Source organism: Pseudorhodobacter sp. W20_MBD10_FR17, from assembly GCF_052119765.1.
In the GTDB taxonomy this organism is placed as follows: Bacteria; Pseudomonadota; Alphaproteobacteria; order Rhodobacterales; family Rhodobacteraceae; genus Pseudorhodobacter.
The window spans coordinates 41,842-63,193 of sequence record NZ_JBGQOQ010000022.1 but is presented as its reverse complement, the minus strand read 5'-3'; the positions used below and the strand labels follow the sequence as shown (position 1 = coordinate 63,193).

The window sequence follows — 21,352 nt, the reverse complement described above, 5'->3', positions numbered from 1 at the left end:
CGCATAAGGCCCAAAGTTACCACCCCCACCCGCCCAACGTTAGACAAAATCACGCGGCACGTCCTCTGAAAACTCGCGTTCAAAAACAAGCACTTCACCTTCCCACGCTTGCAATTTCGCATAAAACTGCAGGGTTTCCGGGGTGGTGCGCATTTCGGCATGTGCCTGCGTGCGCACCTGCCAATCGCCGCGCGACAGGCATTGTGTCCAGTCGTTTTGGGCAAGGGAATCGCTGGGGTTGGCGGGGTCAATCTCAAACCGTTCGGCATAGTTTTCTTCGGTGATTAAGCCGTGATCAAGGTTTTCAACGCGGCCAGACCGGTCCTCAACCACCAAGGCAAGCTTGCCGGTCAGCAGGTCGGCTTCCAACCGGCGCGCCGAATGGGGGGGGGTATGTGCGTGGTGATTCCATGCCCGCGCGGCCCGTGGTGGCGGTGGTGCCCATTCACTTGCCGCCGCAGCGCTATGGATGGGCAGACTGATGCTGCCCTTCAGTAACGTCAGGGTTGCGGCCTCTGGGCTGGGGCATAAAAACGGCCAATAGGTCGTCGAGAGCGCAAGCCGCAAGTGGTGACCGGCTGCCACGCGGTATGCCATATCGTCCAGCACGACCTCTACATCAACGTCCTCACCCGGCGCCAAATGGCTAGGCGCCTCCATGCTGTCGCGGTGGCACAGGTTCAACATCCCATGCGCGATCCGCACCGATTGCCCGTTCGGGGCCACATCACACAGCCGCGCCACAATAAACGCCCGTGGCTTGTCACTGCGCAACCGCAGCCGCAGCCGCGCCGCCCCTTGCATCGCCAAAGGCGCATCCAACACCGCCCCCTCAAAACAGACCGACAGCGCGTCATCGCGTGCCTGATCGCCGGGCATCTCGGCGTTCAACCCCATTGGGAAAAACTCACCCGCCATCAGGCCAAGGTCGGGCGGCGTGCACACCACTTGCTCTAACGCGCCCCCTGCCCCGCCCAAAACACCACCTGCGGTTAGCGACATCTCGGCCACCGTTACGCGGGTGGAGGGCAAGGCATCCTCGGCCAGCCAAATGCCCTTGCGGTGCGGCGCCGAGGCATCGGGCGCGGCACTGTCAAGCATATACGTGCGGTAAGCAGGGTCACTCTCGGCCCCGTTCTGCACGCCTTTCAACCAGCGATCCCACCAGCGCAGCGCCTCATCCAAGAAACCAATCGCTGGCCCCGGCACCGCCTGATGCGGATATTGATGCACCCAAGGCCCGACAATCGCCTTGGCGCCTGCGACATTGCGCACCAAATGCGCCGAGGTGTTCATGTAATTGTCGGCCCAGCCCGAAAAGCTTAGCACCGGCACCTGCATCCGGCTGAAATCCTCACAGATGGACCCGTGCGTCCAATAGGCATCGCGGGCCTGATGGCTGGCCCAACGCGGCGCAAGGAACGGCTCGGCCTCTAGCCGCGCCAACCAATCCGCCCGCCAATCGGGACGCAAAACCGGATCCGCGGGACGCGAGGAATAGGACAGCATCACGCCCCCCCAGCCCAGATTTTCACCCAGCAAACAGCCGCCCTTAAAGTGGATATCATCGGCAAACCGGTCCGTCGTCGAACACACCGTCACCACGGCTTTCAGCGCGGGCGGCTGCAAAAACGCGGTCTGCAAACAGTTGAAACCGCCCCAGCTTTTGCCCATCATGCCCACGGCCCCATTGCACCAGTCTTGCGCGGCAAGCCAAGCAATCACATCACAGGCATCCTGCAATTCCTGCGCCGTATATTCATCCGTCATCAGCCCTTGGCTATCGCCATTCCCGCGCATGTCCACGCGCACGGCGGCATAGCCATGCCCCGCAAAATACGGGTGCATTTGTTCATCCCGCGCCAAGGTGCCATCCCGCTTGCGATAGGGGATATATTCCAAAATCGCAGGCACCGCACCTGCCCCCTTTGCCCGCCAAATCCGCGCCGACAAACGGCAACCATCAGGCATCACAATGCCCACATCTTCCTCTTCCATCACCGCGAACGGAAACTCTGTTACCACCTGCATAAACGCCCCCAATTTCATCTTGGCAAAAATACCCAACCGCCCTTGCCACCCAAAAACAGGTCGCAAAAGGAACAGACCGCCCTTGCCTTTCACCCCATCAAAGGCGCAGACCGCAGCAAAGGCAAGCAGCAATAGGGGGCCGCCATGACCAAACCAAACATCCTGATCCTAATGGTAGATCAGCTGAACGGCACCCTTTTCCCCGATGGTCCGGCCGGATGGCTGCACACCCCCAACCTGCGCAAACTGGCGGCAAAGTCAGTACGCTTTGCCAACGCCTATACCGGCTCGCCGCTCTGTGCGCCGGGGCGCGCGTCGTTTATGTCGGGCCAGTTGCCCTCACGCACCCGGGTCTATGATAACGCGGCCGAGTTTCAGTCTGATATCCCTTGCTTCACGCATCATTTGCGCCGCGCAGGCTACGAATGTACGCTGTCAGGTAAAATGCACTTTGTCGGCCCCGACCAAATGCACGGGTTTGAAAACCGCCTGACCACCGACATTTACCCCGCCGATTTCGGCTGGACTCCCGACTACCGCAAACCCGGCGAGCGGATCGACTGGTGGTATCACAACCTCGGGTCCGTGACGGGCGCAGGCGTGGCCGAAACCTCTAACCAGTTGGAATATGATGATGACGTAGCACATCAAGCCACGCAAAAGCTCTATGATCTGTCACGCAGCTCCGACGATGCAAACGCACGCCCTTGGTGCCTGACCGTCAGCTTTACCCATCCGCATGACCCCTATGTCGCACGGCGTAAATATTGGGATTTGTATAATGACTGCGCGCATTTGGATGCCGAACCTGCCATCGCTTATACAGATCAGGACCCGCATTCAAAACGCCTGATTGACGCCTGCGACAGCGATAAATTCGACATTACCCAAACCCATATCCGCCGCGCCCGCCAAGGCTATTTCGCCAATATCAGCTATATCGACGACAAGATCGGCGAGATTTTACAAGTGCTAGAGGACACCCGCCAAGAGGCGATTATCGTCTTTGTCTCGGATCATGGCGATATGTTGGGCGACCGTGGCCTGTGGTTCAAAATGAACTTCTTTGAAGGCTCGGCCCGTGTGCCCCTGATGATCTGCGCGGCAGGCCTTCACCCGCACCTGGAAACCACACCAGTCTCGTCTATCGACGTCACGCCAACGCTGTGCGATCTCGCGGGGATTGATATGTCGGCCGTGATGCCATGGACGGATGGAGAAAGCCTGCTGCCGCTGGCCAAAGGCACGGAACGCACCACCCCCGTGGCAATAGAATATGCCGCCGAAGGCTCGATCACGCCATTGGTCATGCTGCGCTATGGCAAGTGGAAATACACCCGCTGCCTCGCCGACCCTGACCAGTTGTTTGATATCGAGGCCGACCCGCTGGAACGCCACAACCTTGCCGAAAACCCCGCCCACGCAGGCACCCTGCAAACCCTGCGCGCGAAATCCGAAGCGCGCTGGGACCTAGCTGCCTTTGACGCCGCCGTGCGTGAAAGCCAAGCCCGCCGCTGGGTGGTTTATGAGGCGCTGCGTCAGGGCGGCTATTTCCCGTGGGATTACCAACCGCTACAAAAAGCGTCCGAACGCTACATGCGCAACCACATGGACCTGAACATCCTAGAAGACAGCAAACGCTTTCCGCGCGGGGAATAACCGCTGGCCCGCTTAAGCCTCGGCCAACCAAGCGCGTGCTGCATCCAACTCGCCCAGATCAAAGGTGCGCAGCTTGGTCGCCATAAACGCCCCTGCGGCCTTGGTCAAAGGGCTGATCCAGCCCATATCCGAAACCACGGCACAATGGCTTATATGAGGGATGATCTTGACGTCAAATTTCATCCCTTGCCACATCACCATTGGATCAAATCCTTGAAAATCCTCGATAATCTCTAACAGTTTTATCTTGCCATGCTCTTCGGCAAAATCCTCTAACGGCCCGGAAAGCGCGTTAAAATCCTCCATTGTCACCTTGCCCGACACGGTCAGCTCAAAGGTTTTGGTCTCATCGACCCTGCGATAACTGGTTGTCATGTTTTGCCCTCCAATTTGTGCGATCATAGCACAACCTGCTTGCCCCCGCCTTGCGATACATCAGCCCCCGTCATGCAAGACACGGCAACCTACAGGCACCTCGGATCGATCAAACATCCCGTAATCGCGCAATACCTGCGCCACGCGCAGTTGGTAATCGGTAAACACACCACCCTGCGAGACTATTGGTTTTTGAAACTCATCCCGGCACATCACAGGCTTTAGCGCAGTAAACTTGTCGCCTCTAAGCTTGATAAACAAGACAATCCACTTACGGATATCTTGGTCAAAGTTCAGGACGGCCAAACGCAGAAAATTGAGCCATGGCGAAGATGCATTTCAGCTGATCGCAACTATGCGCAATAAACGGGTTAACCAAAACCCAAGGCATAGGCCAACCGGCACAAAGCTTTGCAAAACCTAGCTTGCCACGATATTTCAAAACCTTAGAAACGCTTACGCGCGCACAACTGCGGTTTTCAGCGCCCCTGATCAGCCAAAATCACCTCGGCGCCCTTCCAGCCCATCAGAATCGCCGGCGCATTGGTGTTGCCCGCGATCAGGTTGGGAAAGGCCGAGGCATCACAAACGCGCAGCCCCTCAACCCCTTTGACCCGCAGCTTTTCATCCACCACATCCCCCATCCGGCAGGTACAAGACGGATGATACACAGTGCCAGACCGCACCCGAAAATCAGCGATCAAATCGGCATCCGAGGTCACCGCTGGCCCCGGCCGCAATTCTTCGGCAATCACATCGGCCATCGGCCCTTGCGCGGCGATTTTACGGATGAATTTCACCGCCGCCAACATTTCGGCCACATCTTGATCGGTTGAAAACGCATTCCCCACGATTTGCGGCGCAGCAAACGGATCGGCCGAGCGGATTTTCAACCACCCGCGCGAGGTGGGACGGCAGTTCGACAGCCCGATCGAGAACCCCGAAAACGGGTCTGGTGTCAGCAAAGGCCGCTCCCCAACCTTAGGCACCAAGGTTGAAAAAGCCTGCATATAAAGCTGCATATTGGGGCGCGACAAATCCGGCGACGTGCGGAAAAAGCCGCCCGCATGATTGATGCTTTTCGACAGCACCCCACGCTGTGTCAGCAAATATTCCAGCCCCACCCGCAGCTTGCCCCACCACGGGCGCAGCACGTCGTTATAGGTCGGCACTGTCATGCGATAGGTGTAATTGATGCCTTGGTGGTCGTTCAAATTACCGCCAACATGGGGATTATCCTGCAGCACCGCCAGGCCCAAACCTGTCAAATGCTCGGCAGGCCCGATACCCGAAAGCTGCAACAATTGCGGTGAGTTAATCGCACCGCCCGCCAAGATCACTTCACGTGCGCGGATCACCTCGCGCACACCTGCGCGCATTACCTCAACACCCACAGCACGGCGTCCTTCAAACACCACACGCGTCACGTGCGAATGCGTCCGCACCTCCAAATTAGGGCGCTTGCGGGCGGGGCGCAAAAACGCGCGCGCGGTGGAATTGCGGCGACCATTTTTGATTGTCATCTGATACACGCCTGCACCCTCTTGCTGCGCGCCGTTAAAATCGGGGGTCTCAGGCAGGCCCGCAGCAGCACAAGCCTCCAGATAATTGCGCACCAACGGGTGCAAGCCATCCTTGTTGGCCGAGATAAACAGCGGTCCGCCCTTGCCGCGCCACGCATCCGCCCCGGCCTCATTATCCTCAATCGCGCGATAGGCGGCCAAGACCGAATCCCAACCCCAATCGGCACCACCAATAGCGCCCCATTCATCATAATCGGCCTGCTGGCCCCTGATCCACACCATCGCGTTGATGGATGACGACCCGCCCAAAATCTTGCCGCGCGGCCAATAATCGCGGTTGCCGCCAAGGCCAGGGTCTGCGTCGGTCTCGTACGCCCAATTCAACGCTTTGTCGTAAAACAATTTTCCATAGCCCAACGGCATATGCACAAAAAACCGTGCGTCCGAACCGCCCGCCTCTAGCAACAAAACCTTATGCGTACCGCTCCCACTCAGCCGTTCGGCCAAAACAGAACCGGCAGAGCCCGCGCCCACGATCAAGAAATCAATATCAGCCACGCGATGCCCCTTTGGTTAGTAGCCACCCTATCCGGCCACCACTGCCGCGCCTTAGCCCGGAACGACCGGAAATGTCGAGTTTGGCCTATGCGTCAATTTCAAAGCGCGGCGCATAGGTCACAGGAAAATTCACCGATCGCGCGATGAAACACACCTCATGGATGCGGTGATGAATGGCCTCAGCCTCACCCATATTGGCCCCCAAGGCGACCCAAATCACCGGTCGCAACTCGGCGGATATAAACCGCCCTGCGCCACCGCGCGCAACCTCACCCACACCAATAGGGCTGTCCTCATAGCGCGTGACCACAATCCCCGCTTCAGAGGCATAGTGCAAATACCACAGCATATGACAGGCCGAGAGCGCCGAAAGCAGCAGATCCTCGGGGTTCATCTTGGTCGGATCGCCGCCCAAAAGCGGATCATTCGAGCAATGCACCAATGCTTTACCCGGAACGGCAACATCCCACGTCCGGGCATACGCCTTGTAATGCGCCGTCCCCTCGCCTGTATTGCCGGTCCAAATCACATGACTGCTGTACTTATGCACACCCTCTCCAATTCATCTTGGCCCAAATACCTAAAACCGATTGGCACAGGCACAAAACTTGCCCATCGAGCCCAGATTTTTCGTCGAAAAATCTTGCCCCACCTCAGCGCCCCTTCCACACCGGATCGCGCTTTTCGGCAAAGGCCTTGGCACCTTCCAGCTGATCCTCAGAGGAATAAAGCTTGTCCACTGTCGCAAACTGACGCTTGGTAATGCGGTTTAACGCATCTTGGAACCGCATATCCTCGGCCTCGCGCACCACTTCTTTGATCGCCGCATACACCAGCGGTGGCCCAGATTCGAGCAGGCGCGCCAAGTCCCATGCCTTGGCCAGCAACGCGGTCTGCGGGCAGATCTCTTTGATCAACCCCCAGCGCTGCGCCTCCTCGGCATCAAACCAACGGCCCGTCAACAAAAGGTCCATCGCAACATGGTAGGGAATACGCTTGGGCAGTTTGATCGACGCAGCATCGGCCACAGTGCCCGACCGAATTTCCGGCAGCGCAAAACTTGCTGTATCCGAGGCCAAAATCAAGTCACAAGACAGCGCCAGTTCCAGCCCGCCACCGCAGCAAATTCCGTTGACAGCGGCAATCACCGGTTTGTTCAAATGTGGCAATTCTTGCAAACCGCCAAAGCCGCCAATGCCATAATCACCATCAACTGCGTCCCCATCCGCGGCGGCCTTAAGGTCCCAGCCGGGGCAGAAAAATTTCTCGCCCTCGGCCCGCAAAATGCAAACGCGCAAGGCGTCATCATCGCGAAAATCGCGAAACACCTCGCCCATGACGCGGCTTGTCGCCAGATCAATCGCATTGGCTTTGCCGCGTGACAAGGTGACCTCTAGAATGGCCCCTTCGGAACGAGTCAAAATCGGGCCATCACTTCGCATCTGCATCATGGGTCTTCCTTCCAAATCACTGCATCCGCTGCGATGGCACCTTGTTCGCACACCATCAACGGATTGATCTCTATTTCTTCCAAACTCTCGTCTTGCATCAGATTTTGCAAGCGCATTGCGGCACTTACCACCGCCGCCACATCGGCGACCGCGCGACCGCGATAGCCGTCAAGCAGCGGCCACAGCCGCAAACGGCGCAGGGCTGCGTCGATTTCATCGGTTGTTGCAGGGCAAATCAGGGTCACCGTATCGGCCAACAACTCAGCCGTGACACCCCCAAACCCAAGCGTCAGCGTGACGCCGTAAACCGGGTCGCGGCGAATGCCGATCAACAGCTCGGCCACAACGCCCGTCACCATTTCCTCGGCCAAATAACCTGTGGCGCCGATCATAGGGGGGTGGCCTTGCAGCGTCTTAAGCCCCAAACGCACCGCTCCGTTTTCGGATTTATGCGCGAACCCCATACCTTTTAGCGCAAGCGGGGGTGTAAGCTGGCCTGCCAATGCGCCCAGCGTCTGCAAATCAAGTGCCGAAACACCGCGCGGCACGGCAAGCCCTGCTTGGGCCAACAGCCCCTTGGCCGTCGCTTCATCCATCAAGACAGCGCGGGTCGGCTTGCGCGACGGCAAGGGCCGCCACCCCGCCAGACCCGGCGGCGTTTGCGCCGCAACCAAGGCCCCAAGCGCCGTCTCAAGCCCCATCAACGGCACGGTGCCCCGCGCCATCATCGCGATTGCACGGTCCTCATCAAAGTTTTCGGGCAGTGATGCCACGGGAAAGGCCGGTTTCCCCGTGATTTGCGCAGCATCCTCGATCGCTTGCAACGCGGGTTCGAATGACGATGGGTCACACAGATCAGGGCGCGGCGGATCAATGATGAACACGCCCGCATCATAGCCCGCCAGCATAGTCGCAAAGACATCAGTAGTGCGCGGGCCATCGCCCCAAATAAAGGTATGATAATCCAATGGGTTTGAGATTGTAACGATCGGCCCCAGAATATCGCCAAGGCGCGCACGCTGATCGGCGGACGGCGGCGCGAAGGTGATGCCAAAGGGAGCGGCCAAATCGGCAACCAAGCCGGCCTCGCCACCCGAACACGACAGCGAACACAAACGCGGCCCGATTTGCGGCCCATGCACATGGATGATTTTAAGGGTTTCGAGCAGTTCCGGCAGCGTCGCCACCTCTGCCAAGCCCGCTTGGCGCAAAAATGCCGAAGATGCCGCCCCGCCCCCCGCGAGAGCCGCCGTATGCGATGCCGCCGCCACACGCGAGGCCTCGGTCTTGCCCGATTTCAAGCAGACGATGCCCTTGCCCGCCATACGTGCAGCCTCGGCCACCGCCGCAAACCCGGGCGCATCATCAATGCCTTCCACATAAAGGCCCAGCGCGGTTACCCGTTCATCCGCCAAAAGCGCCGCCGCCATATCGGCCAACCCCACCTGCGCCGCATTGCCCAAGCAAGCCACATAGGCAATCGGCAAACCCCGCGCCTGCATGGTCAGATTGATCACGATGTTTGAAGATTGCGACAACAGCGCCACGCCGCGTTCCACACGGCGCCCGCCATGCTGATCGGGCCACAGCAACGCCCCATCAAGATAATTTATGACGCCATAGCAGTTCGGCCCAAGGATTGGCATGTCGCCTGCCGCCTGCACCAAGTCGCCCTGCAAACCAGCCTCGCCCGCCTCGGTCCAGCCCGAAGCAAAACAAATCGCACCACCTGCATTCATTGCAGACAGCTCTGCCACCACACCAACAGTTGCGTGACGGTTTACCCCAATAAAGGTCGCGTCCGGGGCTTCAGGCAAATCAGCAAGGCTGGCAAAGGCGGGCAGACCGCCAATCGAAGGCTTTGTCGGGTGAATCGGCCAAACCGGCCCTTCAAACCCCATTTTATGGCATTGTGTGATAACGTTTTCGGCCCATACCGACCCGAAAACCGCAATGGATCGCGGGCGCAAAAGGCGAGAGAGGTCTTTCATGCGACCGCCCCGCTTGCGGATAGGTCTTTAGGGCGCTGCCCCGCCTCGCTTGGCAAGCCAATCGAGGCCCCCCGGGATATTTTCAAACAGATGATGCTGCGAACACGTCGCCCTGCCCCCAGCCAAGGGAGCAGGGAAACATCACCTGTTACGGTCATCGGCGTCCCCGCCTGTACCGTGTATTCACAATAGCCCAGCATGGTTAACAATCCATTATCATCTGTTTGAAAGTATCCTCGGGGGGAGTTCCTTTGCGACGCAAAGGAACGTGGGGGGCAGACAGCCCCCCTGCCCAGTGTCACCCACCATGCGCCCGTAGAAGTTGGCGACTGATAATATGGCGCTGAATTTCAGACGTTCCTTCCCAAATCCGCTCAACCCGCGCATCACGCCAAATCCGTTCCAAGGGCAAATCATCCATCAAGCCCATGCCACCGTGAATCTGGATTGCCTCGTCGGCAACCATCGCCAAGACCTCACTGGCTTTCAGCTTTGCCATCGACATATCGGCCTCGGTGACACTGCCCTCATCAAAGCGCCAAGCGGCATCCCACGTCAGCAATTCGGCAGCTTTTAGCTCCATCGCCATATCTGCCAGCTTGAACGAAACTCCTTGGAACTTGCCGATCTGCTGGCCAAATTGTTCACGCTCGGCGGCGTATTGCACTGCATGGCCCAAGGCGCGGTCGGCACGGCCAAGACAGGTGGCGGCGACTTGCAAGCGGGTCGCGCCCAGCCAAGCATTCGCCACTTCAAAGCCTTTATGGACCTCGCCCAAAACTTGGCTTGCGGGCAAACGGCAATTGTCGAATTCCAGCACCGCGTTGGTATAGCCACGGTGCGACACGTTGCGATACCCATCACGGACCGAAAACCCCGGTGTGCCTTTATCGACAAAAAATGCGGTGATCAGCTTTTTCTTGCCGCGTGGAGTGTCTTCCTCGCCGCTGGCCATAAAAACAATCGCGAAATCGGCAATATCGGCGTGGCTGATAAAATGCTTGGTGCCATTCAGCACCCAGTCGTCCCCATCCAAACGCGCGCTGGCCTTCATACCGCGCAGATCGGACCCTGCCCCCGGCTCGGTCATCGCCAAGCAGTCCCATTTTTCACCACGGATACAGGGGTGCAGATAACGCTCGCGTTGCTCCTCGGTGCCCGCCAACAGGATATTCGACGGCCGCGCCACGCAGGTCCAGTGCAAGGCATAATTCGCCCGCCCCAGCTCGCGCTCATAGAGCAGCCAAGACAGCGTATCAAGGCCTGCGCCGCCCACATCCTCGGGCATGTTCGCTGCGTAAAGCCCCGCGTTGATCGCCTTGGCTTGCACCTCTCGGATAATCTCCATCGGCAGGTGGCCCGTACGTTCCACCAGCGCCTCATGCGGATACAACTCGGCCTCGACAAAGGCTCGGGTGGTGTCAACGATCATGCGTTGTTCGTCAGTCATGCCAAAATGCATTGGTTAAACCTTTGGATCAGGGTTAATGGTAAAGCCGTCAACGGCGATGACTTGGCCGGAAATACGCGGCGCCGAGGCGAGGAAAACCGCCATATCGGCCACGTCCTGAGCCGTCACCAAACAGCCCATCGCGGTGCCTGCAGCATAACCTTGTGCCACCGCCTGTGCCGTCATGCCCTTCGCTTCTGCCTCGGCGGCGAAAACACGGTCGATGCGCGGCCCTTCGACCGAACCGGGGGCGATGGCATTACAGCGAATCCCTACTGGCCCCAGCTCCATCGCTGCCGTTTTCATCAGCCCGATGATCGCCCATTTCGCCGCCGCATAGGGACTGCGATACGGAAAACCGTACAGCCCTGCGGTGGAAGAGGTAAAGATCATCGCGCCCCCATCTTGCACCAAGGGCGCAGCGTGTTTCACCGTCAGAAATGCGCCATCCAGGCAAATGGCCAAGCAGTCACGCCATGCGTCCAGATCGGTATCGACAATCGCCGAGGTGGGCCCTTTGATGCCTGCATTCACGCAAACCACATCCAGGCCGCCCCACGTCGCTTGCACCTCGGCCATCAGCGCCGCCATACCCTGCTCATCCGCCACGCTAACCGTGCTGCCGCGCAAGCCCGCGGGCAAGGCGGCAATCGCGGCGGCGTCAACATCAGTGACCCAAACCTGTGCACCGGTCGCCGCAAAGGCCTGCGCCATCACCAAACCGATGCCATTGGCCCCGGCCGTGATCAGAACGCGGCTCATTTACGCTGGCCCGTGAACCGCCCTACGCTTGCGTCATGTGGCAGCGCTGCATGCGCCTTGGCCACCGGCATCAACCGATCCAAAATCGCCGCAGGGGCTCCAACCGCGCGCCCTGCCTTCATATCGACATGCAGCAGCATCTGCTCAATCGTTGCCACATCCGCCCCGTCTTTTTGGATGCGGACAAAGATGTGCAGCCGCTTGTCATCTGCCGACAAAACCTGCACCGAACCGGTCAAGCGGTCGCCCAGCTTTGCCTCGCCCTTATGCATGATATGGCTTTCAGCCGTGTAATAGCTAAATCCAGTGGCGACATAGTCCATATCCGCGCCGATAAAGCGCAAGAACGCGTCAGAAACCTCTGAACTTGCGAACAAATAGCGGCTTTCGGTCATGTGGCCGTTGTAATCGATCCACGATGGCAAAACCTGCAAATGCGCCAAGGCCATCGGCTCGGCGGCAACGTCACGGCTTCCATCGGCATAGGCCACGCGGCGGCGTTCGTCATGTTCCCGTAGCACCTTGCCAGCGCCCCAGTTCCGATCTTTCAGGCTGCGCAAAAAGCCGACCAAGTTACCATCGCGGATGCGTTCCAGCTCGCGGATGGTATAGGCACCCGATTGCGCATCGGACTGGCCCGCGATCAGGTCTACCAGCTCGTCCGTAAACTCGGGCACGTCGGTCAGCTTGGTCCAAGGCCATTGCAAACACGGACCAAATTGCGCCATGAAATGCTTCATCCCCGCCTCACCCCCCGCAACGCGGTAGGTTTCAAACAGTCCCATTTGCCCCCAGCGCAGGCCAAAGCCCATGCGGATTGCTTCGTCAATTTCTTCGGTCGTGGCGACGCCGTCTTTGACCAGCCACAACGCCTCACGCCAAACGGCTTCTAGGAACCGGTCGGCGATATGCGCATCGATTTCCTTTCGCACATGCAGGGGAAACATGCCAATCTCGCGCAAAATCTCTTTGGCGCGCTCAATCGCGGCCAAATCGCTGGCGGCCGAGGGCACGACTTCGGCAAGCGGCAGCAGGTACACAGGATTGAACGGATGGGCGACAAAGATCATCGCGGGGTTGGCCGCGTTTTGTTGCAATTCTGAAGGTTTAAACCCCGAAGTCGAAGAACCGATCAGAGTATCGGGGCAAGATTGTTGGATTTGTGCAAAAACACGGTGCTTCAGCTCTAGCCGTTCCGACACGGATTCCTGAATATACTCGGCGCCTTCAACCGCTTCTGTAATCGTATCGGCAAAGCTCAAAACGCCCTCGGCCATCATCGGAATATCCGACAGTGCAGGAAGTGCCGCCCGCGCATTCGCCAGCACCTCACCGATTTTGCGCGCGGCTTCAGGGTCGGGGTCGAACACCGAAACATTCCAGCCGTTCAGCAAGAACCGCGCCGCCCAACCGCCGCCAATCACCCCACCACCAATAATCGCCGCTTTCCGTGTCATGCCTTCGCCCCTTACTTAGGACAGAGATCGGCGCACCGAACCTGCCTTTTTATTCAATGAAACACTGTCGCCCTGCCTTACGCAAAACAGCGAATGCAGGCTGCCCGACGCGAGCCCGCATCCAAAGCTTGCGTCACTTAGGCAACGGCGCCCGTTTTTCCAGCTTCAGGCGCGTGCGCACCTCAGCAGGGGTAATCACCCGCGCCCCCATTGCGGTGATGATGCCCGCCGCGCGTTCAACCAGCTGCGCGTTGGTCGCCAGAACACCCTTGTCCAGCCACAGGTTGTCTTCCAACCCAACGCGCACGTTACCGCCCGCCAAAACAGATGCCGCAACATAGGCCATCTGATTGCGCCCGATAGAAAATGCTGACCAGTTCCAATCGCTTGGCACGTTGTTCACCATTGCCATAAAGGTGTTCATGTCATCAGGTGCCCCCCACGGCACGCCCATGCACAGCTGAACCAGCACCGGATCAGGGATCACGCCCTCGCGCGCCAATTCCTTGGCCAACCACAAATGGCCCGTATCAAAGGCCTCTATCTCAATCCGCACACCTGATGCGGCCATACGCTTGGCCATATCGCGCAACATGCCAGGCGTGTTGACCATCACATAATCGGCCTCGTTAAAGTTCATCGTGCCGCAGTCGAGCGTACAAATCTCGGGGCGGCACTCCACCACATGCGCCACGCGCTCTTCGGCACCCGCCATATCGGAATGGGCGGCCATCTGGCCCATCTTTTCCGTGCCATCAAACAGTAAATCGCCCCCCATGCCCGCCGTCAGGTTCAGCACGACATCGGTATCAGAGTCGCGGATACGCTCGGTCACTTCGCGGTACAGCGCCGGGTCACGGCTCGGCTTACCCGTCTCGGGGTCGCGCACATGGCAATGCACAATCGCAGCCCCCGCCTTTGCCGCCGCAATCGCGCTCTCGGCAATCTGCTGGGGTGAGCGTGGCACATGCGGGCTACGGTCTTGTGTGCTGCCCGATCCGGTTACGGCACAGGTGATAAAAACATCGCGGTTCATTTGCAGCGGCATTGGATTCTCCCTTTTGAAAGGCAGCTTAACGCCCTTGGCAAAACCTGTTTTGCATTTTACGAAGTATACATGACAAAACCCGCAACTCTTTTCGCCCCCTCAAACGCACCACTGACCCTCGCAGTGCTGGTATTGCCGCAGGCTTCGATCCTAGAGGTGGCAAGCACCTTGGACCCGATGCGCTCGGCAAACCGCCACCTTGGCACACAGGCCTACCGCTGGCGTATACTTACCCCTGATGGCGCGCCGGTGCCGCTGACCTGCGGGATAGAGCTGCCATCCACCGGTACTTTGGAACAAGCCGGACAGGCCGACGCATTGGTGGTGATCGCAGGCTTTAAACAAGCCGAGGTCGCCACCCGCCCGCTGATTGCCGCCCTGCGCCGCGCCGCGGGCCGCTATACGATGATCGGCGGCATAGATGCAGGGCCTTGGGTGCTGGCCCGCGCGGGGCTGCTAAATGGCTATCGCGCGACGGTGCACTGGGAGGACTTCGAAGACCTCGCTGCAGCCCACCCCGAAATTGATGTGGCCCCAGATCGCTTTGTGATTGACCGCAACCGCTTTACCGCAGGCGGGGCCGCACCTGCGGCTGACCTTATGCTGCACCTTATCGCGTCACGCCATGGTGCAGCACTTGCGCGGCAAGTGGCTGCCAGCTTCATCACCACACCGCACGCGGGGTCCGAGCCGCAAATGCAGATAAGCCGACAAAGAGTCGATCCGCGCCTCGCCAACGCCATCGCCCGCATAGAATCGCAACTCGACAGCCCCGAACCAATCGCCGAGCTTGCCCGCAATCTCGGCCTGTCATCGCGCCGCTTGGAAACCCTATTTCGTACCACGTTGAACCAAAGCCCAGCGGCCTATGCACTTGGCCTGCGGCTCGCCTCCGCCCGCAGGATGATTACAGACACCCACCACCCACTGGCCGAGGTGGCGCTGCGGACTGGGTTTTCCAGCCAATCCGCTTTTAGCCGCGCCTTTCAGCGCGCGTTTGGCCATACGCCATCAAGCTTGCGAAACCATAAATAGGGCCCGCGAATTTTCACAGAAAATTCGCAGACGGTTAGACCACGCCTAACAATCCGCGCCCTTTCAACAAAGGCTCCACGCCCGGCATACGCCCCCGAAACTGCAAATACAGCGCTTCGGCATCCTGTGATCCGCCCGCCGACAGGATGAATTCCTCCAGCCGCGCCGCAACCTCTGGATCAAACGCATCACCAACCTCTTCAAAAGCGGCAAAGGCGTCGGCATCCATGACCTCGGACCACATGTACGAATAATAGCCCGAGGAATATCCGTCACCCGAAAACACATGCGCGAAATGCGGCGTTGCGTGACGCATGCGAATGGCATGTGGCAAGCCAAGCTCGGCCAAAACTTCGGCCTGTTTCGCCATCGGGTCAGCCGGTGCCGAAGCTTCATGAAAGCTCAAATCCACCAAGGCGCTTGCCAAAAACTCTACCGTGGCAAAGCCTTGATCATAGGTCCCCGCCGCCAACAGCCGCTCTAGCATATCGGCAGGCATCGGCGCGCCGGTTTCAACATGCCGCGCGTGTTTTTGTAACACTTCCGGCACTTCTAACCAATGTTCATAAAGCTGGCTTGGCAGCTCCACAAAGTCGCGCGCAACGCTGGTGCCCGAGATAAACCCATATGTTACATTCGACAGCATCTGATGCAACGCATGGCCAAATTCATGGAACAACGTCCGCGCATCATCGTAAGACAACAGCGCAGGGTCACCCTTGGCAAAGTTGCACACATTCACCACGATTGGCCGCACATCACCGCCCAGCTTTTTCTGCGACCGCATGGCCGAACACCACGCGCCCGAGCGTTTAGACCCACGCGCAAAATAATCGCCCAAGAACACCGCAATATGCTGCCCTTTGCGTGTGACTTCCCAAGCGCGCACATCCTTGTGATACATCGGCACATCAAGCGCCCGAAACTCCAACCCGAACAGCCGGTTGGCGCAATCAAACTGCGCAGCCAGCATCGCCTCAAGGCTCAAGTACGGCTTCAGTACCGCCTCATCTAAATCATGCTCTGCCTTTCTGCGCTTTTCTGAATAATAGCGCCAATCCCAAGCCTCTAACACGCCGTTGATGCCATCCTTATGCATCATCGTTTCCAATACCTTGGCATCCGCATTGGCTTTGGCCTTTGCAGGCTCCCACACCCGCATCAACAAATCCCTAACGGCTTGCGGGGTTTTCGCCATTTCCGGCTCTAATTTAAAATCGGCAAAACTGGCATAGCCCAACAGCTTTGCCCGCTCATCGCGCAACGCCAAAGTTTCCGCCGCAATGGCGCGATTGTCATTGGCATTGCCATTTTCGCCACGCGCCACCCAGGCCTCATAGGCCCGCTGCCGCAACGCGCGGCGGGGTGAAAATTGCAAAAATGGAACAATAAGCGACCTATTCAACGTGATAACTGGGCCAGAAACACCCTTTTCCGAACCTGCGGCCCGTGCGCTGGCAATCACAAAATCGGGCAGGCCTTCCAGATCATCCTCGCTGATTTCCATGAACCATTCCCGTTCATCCGCCAGCAGGTTTTGGCTGAACTGGGTGCCCAGCACCGCAAGCCGCGCCTTGACCGCCGTCAACCGATCAGCCGCATCGCCACGCAATTGCGCACCGGCGCGGATAAACATTTGACGGTACAGTTCCAGCACCCGCAACGGCTCACCCTCCAGCGCGTCCCGCGCATCCCAAACCGCCTCGACCCGCGCAAAAAGGGCAGCATTATTGGTGATTTCAGACGAAAACGCGCTTAACTTTGGCGCCAAATCGCGTTGCAACGCTTCTCGCGCAGGCGTGCTGTCAGCACCGGCAAGGTTGTAAAACACCCCAGCCACACGATCCAACATAGCCTCGGATTGCTCCATCGCCTCAATCACATTGGCGAAATCGGGTCTGGCCGGGTTTGCGGCAATGGCGGCCACATTTTCGCGCGCCTCGGCCAGTGCGGCCTCAAAAGCGGGGGCAAAATCGTCATCTGAGATTGCAGCAAACGGCGGAAGGGCAAAATCTTGGGTCCAGTCGGACAAAAGCGGATTGGTCATGGGGATCTCCTTTGAAGCGCAAGCTATGCAGCCCCGCTGCATTCGTCCAGTGCGCGCGTATCGAATTGTCACTAGACCACAGCACTGGCACGCCACGGTCATTGGATCAGGCCCGCGCTTTACTGGCCCCGCATAAGGCACTGCTGTTTACTTTCATCGCCCCAAACACCACGCTGAAACTGGCCCAAAACACGACCGAGGCCTTGTGACTTATCTGGAAAATGCGTAACCTCCAGCCCAACACCCTTGCAAAATGTTCCCGTTTCGTTCACAAATATAGGCATGATACCGCAACCGCCAGCACTTACCCCCGGCCAAAAACTGGCGCGCGGCACCTGCCGCCACCTGCAATCGCGCGGCTTTGCTTGCATTGAGGAACTGGTCCCCGCCCCCGGCCTGCGTGTCGACGTCATGGCACTAGGGCCAAAAGGCGAGATTTGGGTGATCGAATGCAAATCGTCTCGGACCGATTACCTTACAGATCAAAAATGGCACAACTATTTGCAGTGGTGCGATAGGTTCTTTTGGGCGGTTCACACCGATTTCCCCACCGAATTGCTGCCCGATGGCACCGGCCTACTCTTTGCCGACGGTTATGACGCCGAGATTATCCGCATGCCACCCGAGGCAAAACTGGCAGGTGGGCGGCGCAAGTCCGTTACCCAAATTTTTGCCCGCACCGCCGCGCAACGCTTACAAGCCGTGCGAAACCCTAGGCCAAACCAAACCCTACGGATTCAGCCCCAATAGGCCCCCCAAAAGCGCGCGCCTACACTTTATTCATCAAATACCCTCGCCGAGGGCATCCGCCTTCAACCGCAAATCAGGCCGTAGCCCAGCTGCGCTCAACGCTTCTTCTTGCCGCCACCATCGGTCATCGCCCGCGCTGCCGCCGCTGCTGCACGCAGCTCTTCGGCAATCTCTTCGGCTTCCTCGGGGTCAAAGTCCAACGGCAAATCTACGCCGTCACCTTCAACATACAATCGCACCATGCCCAAGCTTGTCGGCCCAATCTGTAAATTGGCCGCAACTTCGCTCTGTTTATCAATACCCATGACCCAATCCTCTGACCAATTTGGTTTTTTCCCGCATAAACTGAACCGTCCCCCCTTACAAGCGTCCCAAAGGGTATTGCATTCACCGCGAACCCGGTCTAAATCGCCCCCAGTGCCGCGTTAGCTCAGTAGGTTAGAGCGCTTGATTGTGGATCAAGAGGTCCCCCGTTCGAGCCGGGGACGTGGTACCATAAAAAAACAAAGACTTAGACGATAAATGCCTCGCCAAAAGCGAGGCATTATTGTTTTGGGGTAACGGCACGGGTAACATTTGCGCTGGGTAACGATTCTCCCACCCCCATATTCCTGCCCGTTTAAACCTTCTGCAAGGAGGACACGAGATTCTGTCAGTGATTCTCCCCGACGGCGGCAACACGCCCGATCTGAACAGAATCGTCGAGAACCTGCACCGCCGCGACCTCGGCGAGATCGAGCGGGCCGAGCTGCTGGCGAAGTGGGTGCGGATCACGGTAGATCGGACACCGAACAAACCGCGCCAACTTGGCGCGGTTTCTAAGGGAGGCCGTGGCAATATGGGCGGCATCAAGCTGGCTTCTCGCGACCTCGGCGTTTCGGAGGGCAACCTCCGCCGCGCCACAAGGATCGCGGCCCTTGGCCCTGAAGCGAGGGCAAAGTGGGTTACAGACAGAAGCCGCAAACTGTCTTTACGTGTGCTTGAGTTTTGCAGGGCAAACTTGATGGTCCGGGTCAAACCACAAGACGCGCATATACTGAGGACGGTGAACGCAAAAAACTCTCCCGCGCCCAGTTAACCGAATAGAATACAACTCATCTAGATCATCCAGTAGAAGTTCTGACAGCCGGTCTTTCGCGGATTTCGATAACTTATCGATGGTGATGAAATGGCATCCTCCAGCCTGTTGATCTGCCTCACACATGGTTTCAAGATCTGAAAGGGTTCGCAGCACCGCCATAAACTCAGCCCCATCGCTTAGACTTAGCCATGAGAAAGGGCCATTTCTGTCTGCGGCGTTGAAACGCCACGATATAACACCGCCACGGAAAGACGGGGGCGATGATGCAATTCTAGGCTGTTTCTGACCTAAAGGACTGATATTCGCGACAGGTCCTTTTTTCTTTGACCTTGCCATTAAAGGCTTCCGTAGTATTCCGCCATCGCAGCTACAGGTATTGGGTGGTTGCTCCGCTCACCGGCAGAAAGCCCATCTCGGGCATCTTTCCATGGAGCTTCTGAGTGTGTAAGGTCGCTTAGCCATTGTGCGGTCTTGTCGCCATAATATTTTAGAACAGAATCCACCGTCTCTCGTGCATCGTCGTCTAACGCATCTGGTTCGCCGCCAATGATGCCTTCTGACACTCGAAAATTGCCCCTATGCTTCTCGTACAATGCTGGGCAAACAGGTCCGTTGGCCCAAGCTTCTATCCGACTATTGAATAGCTGACGCTCATCCCAGACGAGCGACCAGCATTGCGAATAGTACACAAGCTTTTGCAGCTTCATCGCGCTCATTTCACCGCGAGCGCGAAGGATGTATGTTGCAACATCGAAAACAGTCATTTCTTTTCCCTCACCCAAGAGCGGGTCACCATATCACCAATCAGGACATGCATATGCCATATCACAGGTTAAAATATAAGGCATTAAGTAAACAAATATCGAGATGGCGTCATGTCACATTTATGGAAAAGGCGACTGCGGCAAACGATGTCAGTTTTCACACCGTCGCGCTCCAACCCTTGACCGATGATCGAGAGGCCCCGATCCCGCAACGCATAGGCTGCGCCACCAAGATCGCGAGCCTCTCCCCTGCGGCCAAGGATGCGGCGCGAGGCAAGGGTGGAGGCGCGCGCCACCGGAAGGCCTTCTTTGGTTTTCGGCGGGCATGGGTAGCCGAAAGGGTGTAGTTGGCCCTGTGGTGGCGCGGCTGCCGCGTCTTTCAGGCTATTGCGGGGGCGATCAGCGCCCCGCGCATCTTTCCACGACGACAACCGGCACTCCGTCCCATTCAAGGCCCTGTGATATGATCGACAAGCCCCGGTCGCGCAGCGCATAGGCTGCGCCACGAGCCACGCGCCGACCTTTGACCGCCTCGGCAAATGGCCTGCGGGTTACTTTGCAGGCCGCCCAGAGGCCAAGCATGCGGGCCGACCCGACATTTGCGGGGCAGAGGTAATCCGCAGGCCATTCGAGAACCGCAAGGTGCCGCGATACTTGCGCCGGGGTCGGCGGGATCTCAAGCGCGCGCTCCGGTTCATCATCCGCCCGCTCGGGGATGCCGAAGTCTTCCAAAAGCTCCTCGAACGTCGGCACATAGTCGGGCATGGCCGACCGCATCCCGCGCGGGCCAGCGCTGCCCCCTTGGCGGCGAACCCAGCGGATCGCGTCAAGCATCGCTTGGCTAACTAGATCGGGCGTCCAGCCTTCGTATGGGGCCGGAGGCGGGCCAGTCAAGTCGGCCATCTCAGCCGCCGCCCAAGCAAGTACGGCGCTGGCCGATTGCTGCGATGATCCGCGTCCGGAGTTCAGGCTTCCGGCCATCGCCCGGCCATCAAGCGGCAAGATTGGCGCTCCGGCTGGCAAAAGAACCGGCAGGCCTAGGCACATGGCGGCGGATACGGAGGCCACAGTCGTCTGGCTCTTGGACCGTCAGCCCGGCCCAATGACTAAGGGTGCCGGGCCGCTTCCAGACCGGAGTGCCATTGCTCGTGACGCTGATCGGGGTGACCGGGTCATAGCCTGCTGCGATCAAATTGCGCGCGAAGCGAGGAAGGACGCCGCCACGGCCATACCTCCCGGCGGGCTGAGACCAAGCGCCATCAGGGGCGACGCGGATTGAGTTTTTAGGGCCGTATTCTAGGGCAAGGGAGTTCGTCACGGGCAGCTCCTTTTCTGGGCAATCAGGGCGCTCAACAGGGGATCGGACGTTT

21 protein-coding genes and 1 tRNA gene are annotated in these 21,352 nt (G+C 58.5%); 6 read left to right on the top strand and 16 right to left on the bottom strand.

Going from position 1 to position 21,352, the window contains the following annotated elements; all coding sequences use genetic code 11:
• Window positions 1-39: 39 nt before the first annotated feature.
• A complete protein-coding gene (locus ACEN2J_RS14625; protein ID WP_442106843.1) occupies window positions 40-2,163 on the bottom strand; it encodes a CocE/NonD family hydrolase in 2,124 nt (707 codons plus the stop codon).
• Between the two features lie 12 nt (window positions 2,164-2,175).
• Here ACEN2J_RS14625 and betC point away from each other — a divergent pair, with 12 nt between their 5' ends.
• Window positions 2,176-3,690 carry a choline-sulfatase gene (gene betC, locus ACEN2J_RS14620; protein ID WP_442106842.1) on the top strand — a complete coding sequence of 505 codons (1,515 nt, stop codon included), beginning with the start codon at window positions 2,176-2,178 and terminating at the stop codon, window positions 3,688-3,690.
• Between the two features lie 12 nt (window positions 3,691-3,702).
• On the opposite strand, the gene ACEN2J_RS14615 is transcribed toward betC, so the two are convergent.
• The 10 genes from ACEN2J_RS14615 to ACEN2J_RS14570 all read right to left on the bottom strand — a co-directional run bounded on the left by ACEN2J_RS14615 (window position 3,703) and on the right by ACEN2J_RS14570 (window position 14,305).
• On the bottom strand, window positions 3,703-4,065 hold the full coding sequence (locus tag ACEN2J_RS14615) for an STAS/SEC14 domain-containing protein (protein WP_442106841.1): 363 nt from the start codon (window positions 4,063-4,065) through the stop codon (window positions 3,703-3,705).
• Window positions 4,066-4,125: 60 nt separating this feature from the next.
• On the bottom strand, window positions 4,126-4,326 hold the full coding sequence (locus ACEN2J_RS14610; protein ID WP_442106840.1) for a hypothetical protein: 201 nt from the start codon (window positions 4,324-4,326) through the stop codon (window positions 4,126-4,128).
• A gap of 218 nt (window positions 4,327-4,544) precedes the next feature.
• The gene (locus ACEN2J_RS14605) at window positions 4,545-6,146 is read right to left on the bottom strand and encodes a GMC family oxidoreductase (protein ID WP_442106839.1); all 1,602 of its coding nucleotides are present in this window, start codon (window positions 6,144-6,146) and stop codon (window positions 4,545-4,547) included.
• Window positions 6,147-6,231: 85 nt separating this feature from the next.
• Window positions 6,232-6,696 carry an OsmC family protein gene (locus ACEN2J_RS14600; protein ID WP_442106838.1) on the bottom strand — a complete coding sequence of 155 codons (465 nt, stop codon included), beginning with the start codon at window positions 6,694-6,696 and terminating at the stop codon, window positions 6,232-6,234.
• A gap of 103 nt (window positions 6,697-6,799) precedes the next feature.
• The gene (locus ACEN2J_RS14595) at window positions 6,800-7,597 is read right to left on the bottom strand and encodes a carnitinyl-CoA dehydratase (RefSeq protein ID WP_442106837.1); all 798 of its coding nucleotides are present in this window, start codon (window positions 7,595-7,597) and stop codon (window positions 6,800-6,802) included.
• Entirely contained in the window at window positions 7,594-9,588 is a 1,995-nt protein-coding gene (locus ACEN2J_RS14590; protein WP_442106836.1) for an acetate--CoA ligase family protein, read from the bottom strand. Before ACEN2J_RS14590 ends, ACEN2J_RS14595 begins: the two co-directional genes overlap by 4 nt.
• A 298-nt stretch (window positions 9,589-9,886) precedes the next feature.
• A complete protein-coding gene (locus ACEN2J_RS14585; RefSeq protein ID WP_442106835.1) occupies window positions 9,887-11,050 on the bottom strand; it encodes an acyl-CoA dehydrogenase family protein in 1,164 nt (387 codons plus the stop codon).
• Window positions 11,051-11,053: 3 nt separating this feature from the next.
• Window positions 11,054-11,800, bottom strand: coding sequence for an SDR family oxidoreductase (locus tag ACEN2J_RS14580; RefSeq protein ID WP_442106834.1), 747 nt, complete (start codon window positions 11,798-11,800; stop codon window positions 11,054-11,056).
• Window positions 11,797-13,257, bottom strand: a complete 1,461-nt coding sequence (locus tag ACEN2J_RS14575; protein WP_442106833.1) for a carnitine 3-dehydrogenase — start codon at window positions 13,255-13,257, stop codon at window positions 11,797-11,799. The genes ACEN2J_RS14580 and ACEN2J_RS14575 overlap by 4 nt, the downstream gene beginning before the upstream one ends.
• Before the next feature lie 133 nt (window positions 13,258-13,390).
• Window positions 13,391-14,305 carry a 3-keto-5-aminohexanoate cleavage protein gene (locus ACEN2J_RS14570; protein WP_442106832.1) on the bottom strand — a complete coding sequence of 305 codons (915 nt, stop codon included), beginning with the start codon at window positions 14,303-14,305 and terminating at the stop codon, window positions 13,391-13,393.
• Window positions 14,306-14,374: 69 nt separating this feature from the next.
• On the opposite strand from ACEN2J_RS14570, the gene ACEN2J_RS14565 reads away from it, so the two are divergent.
• Complete coding sequence (locus ACEN2J_RS14565) at window positions 14,375-15,340, top strand: GlxA family transcriptional regulator (protein WP_442106831.1); 966 nt, start codon at window positions 14,375-14,377, stop codon at window positions 15,338-15,340.
• 34 nt (window positions 15,341-15,374) lie between these two features.
• Here the strand turns inward: ACEN2J_RS14565 and ACEN2J_RS14560 are convergent, their stop codons facing one another.
• Window positions 15,375-17,387, bottom strand: coding sequence for a M3 family metallopeptidase (locus tag ACEN2J_RS14560; RefSeq protein ID WP_442106830.1), 2,013 nt, complete (start codon window positions 17,385-17,387; stop codon window positions 15,375-15,377).
• A gap of 11 nt (window positions 17,388-17,398) precedes the next feature.
• On the opposite strand from ACEN2J_RS14560, the gene ACEN2J_RS14555 reads away from it, so the two are divergent.
• Window positions 17,399-17,596: a hypothetical protein gene (locus ACEN2J_RS14555; RefSeq protein WP_442106829.1), complete on the top strand. Its 198-nt coding sequence runs from the start codon at window positions 17,399-17,401 to the stop codon at window positions 17,594-17,596.
• 73 nt (window positions 17,597-17,669) lie between these two features.
• A complete protein-coding gene (locus ACEN2J_RS14550) occupies window positions 17,670-18,137 on the top strand; it encodes an MmcB family DNA repair protein (protein ID WP_442106828.1) in 468 nt (155 codons plus the stop codon).
• Between the two features lie 95 nt (window positions 18,138-18,232).
• On the opposite strand, the gene ACEN2J_RS14545 is transcribed toward ACEN2J_RS14550, so the two are convergent.
• A complete protein-coding gene (locus ACEN2J_RS14545) occupies window positions 18,233-18,442 on the bottom strand; it encodes a DUF6324 family protein (RefSeq protein ID WP_442106827.1) in 210 nt (69 codons plus the stop codon).
• 114 nt (window positions 18,443-18,556) lie between these two features.
• Here ACEN2J_RS14545 and ACEN2J_RS14540 point away from each other — a divergent pair.
• Together ACEN2J_RS14540 and ACEN2J_RS14535 are read left to right on the top strand one after the other, a co-directional pair.
• Window positions 18,557-18,633 (top strand) — tRNA-His (locus ACEN2J_RS14540).
• 159 nt (window positions 18,634-18,792) lie between these two features.
• Complete coding sequence (locus ACEN2J_RS14535; RefSeq protein ID WP_442106826.1) at window positions 18,793-19,215, top strand: hypothetical protein; 423 nt, start codon at window positions 18,793-18,795, stop codon at window positions 19,213-19,215.
• Window positions 19,216-19,553: 338 nt separating this feature from the next.
• On the opposite strand, the gene ACEN2J_RS14530 is transcribed toward ACEN2J_RS14535, so the two are convergent.
• The 3 genes from ACEN2J_RS14530 to ACEN2J_RS14520 all read right to left on the bottom strand — a co-directional run bounded on the left by ACEN2J_RS14530 (window position 19,554) and on the right by ACEN2J_RS14520 (window position 21,300).
• On the bottom strand, window positions 19,554-19,982 hold the full coding sequence (locus ACEN2J_RS14530) for a Panacea domain-containing protein (RefSeq protein WP_442106825.1): 429 nt from the start codon (window positions 19,980-19,982) through the stop codon (window positions 19,554-19,556).
• A gap of 399 nt (window positions 19,983-20,381) precedes the next feature.
• Complete coding sequence (locus tag ACEN2J_RS14525) at window positions 20,382-20,984, bottom strand: hypothetical protein (protein ID WP_442106824.1); 603 nt, start codon at window positions 20,982-20,984, stop codon at window positions 20,382-20,384.
• Window positions 20,974-21,300, bottom strand: a complete 327-nt coding sequence (locus tag ACEN2J_RS14520) for a hypothetical protein (protein WP_442106823.1) — start codon at window positions 21,298-21,300, stop codon at window positions 20,974-20,976. The genes ACEN2J_RS14525 and ACEN2J_RS14520 overlap by 11 nt, the downstream gene beginning before the upstream one ends.
• Between the last annotated feature and the right edge of the window lie 52 nt (window positions 21,301-21,352).

Bases quoted from the DNA above. Each gene is read 5' to 3' on its own strand.
- betC (WP_442106842.1), top strand. From the start codon at position 2,176: ATGACCAAACCAAACATCCTGATCCTAATGGTAGATCAGCTGAACGGC.
- ACEN2J_RS14615 (WP_442106841.1), bottom strand. From the start codon at position 4,065: ATGACAACCAGTTATCGCAGGGTCGATGAGACCAAAACCTTTGAGCTG.
- ACEN2J_RS14595 (WP_442106837.1), bottom strand. From the start codon at position 7,597: ATGATGCAGATGCGAAGTGATGGCCCGATTTTGACTCGTTCCGAAGGG.
- ACEN2J_RS14590 (WP_442106836.1), bottom strand. From the start codon at position 9,588: ATGAAAGACCTCTCTCGCCTTTTGCGCCCGCGATCCATTGCGGTTTTC.
- ACEN2J_RS14585 (WP_442106835.1), bottom strand. From the start codon at position 11,050: ATGCATTTTGGCATGACTGACGAACAACGCATGATCGTTGACACCACC.
- ACEN2J_RS14580 (WP_442106834.1), bottom strand. From the start codon at position 11,800: ATGAGCCGCGTTCTGATCACGGCCGGGGCCAATGGCATCGGTTTGGTG.
- ACEN2J_RS14575 (WP_442106833.1), bottom strand. From the start codon at position 13,257: ATGACACGGAAAGCGGCGATTATTGGTGGTGGGGTGATTGGCGGCGGT.
- ACEN2J_RS14570 (WP_442106832.1), bottom strand. From the start codon at position 14,305: ATGCCGCTGCAAATGAACCGCGATGTTTTTATCACCTGTGCCGTAACC.
- ACEN2J_RS14565 (WP_442106831.1), top strand. From the start codon at position 14,375: ATGACAAAACCCGCAACTCTTTTCGCCCCCTCAAACGCACCACTGACC.
- ACEN2J_RS14560 (WP_442106830.1), bottom strand. From the start codon at position 17,387: ATGACCAATCCGCTTTTGTCCGACTGGACCCAAGATTTTGCCCTTCCG.
- ACEN2J_RS14550 (WP_442106828.1), top strand. From the start codon at position 17,670: ATGATACCGCAACCGCCAGCACTTACCCCCGGCCAAAAACTGGCGCGC.
- ACEN2J_RS14545 (WP_442106827.1), bottom strand. From the start codon at position 18,442: ATGGGTATTGATAAACAGAGCGAAGTTGCGGCCAATTTACAGATTGGG.
- ACEN2J_RS14530 (WP_442106825.1), bottom strand. From the start codon at position 19,982: ATGACTGTTTTCGATGTTGCAACATACATCCTTCGCGCTCGCGGTGAA.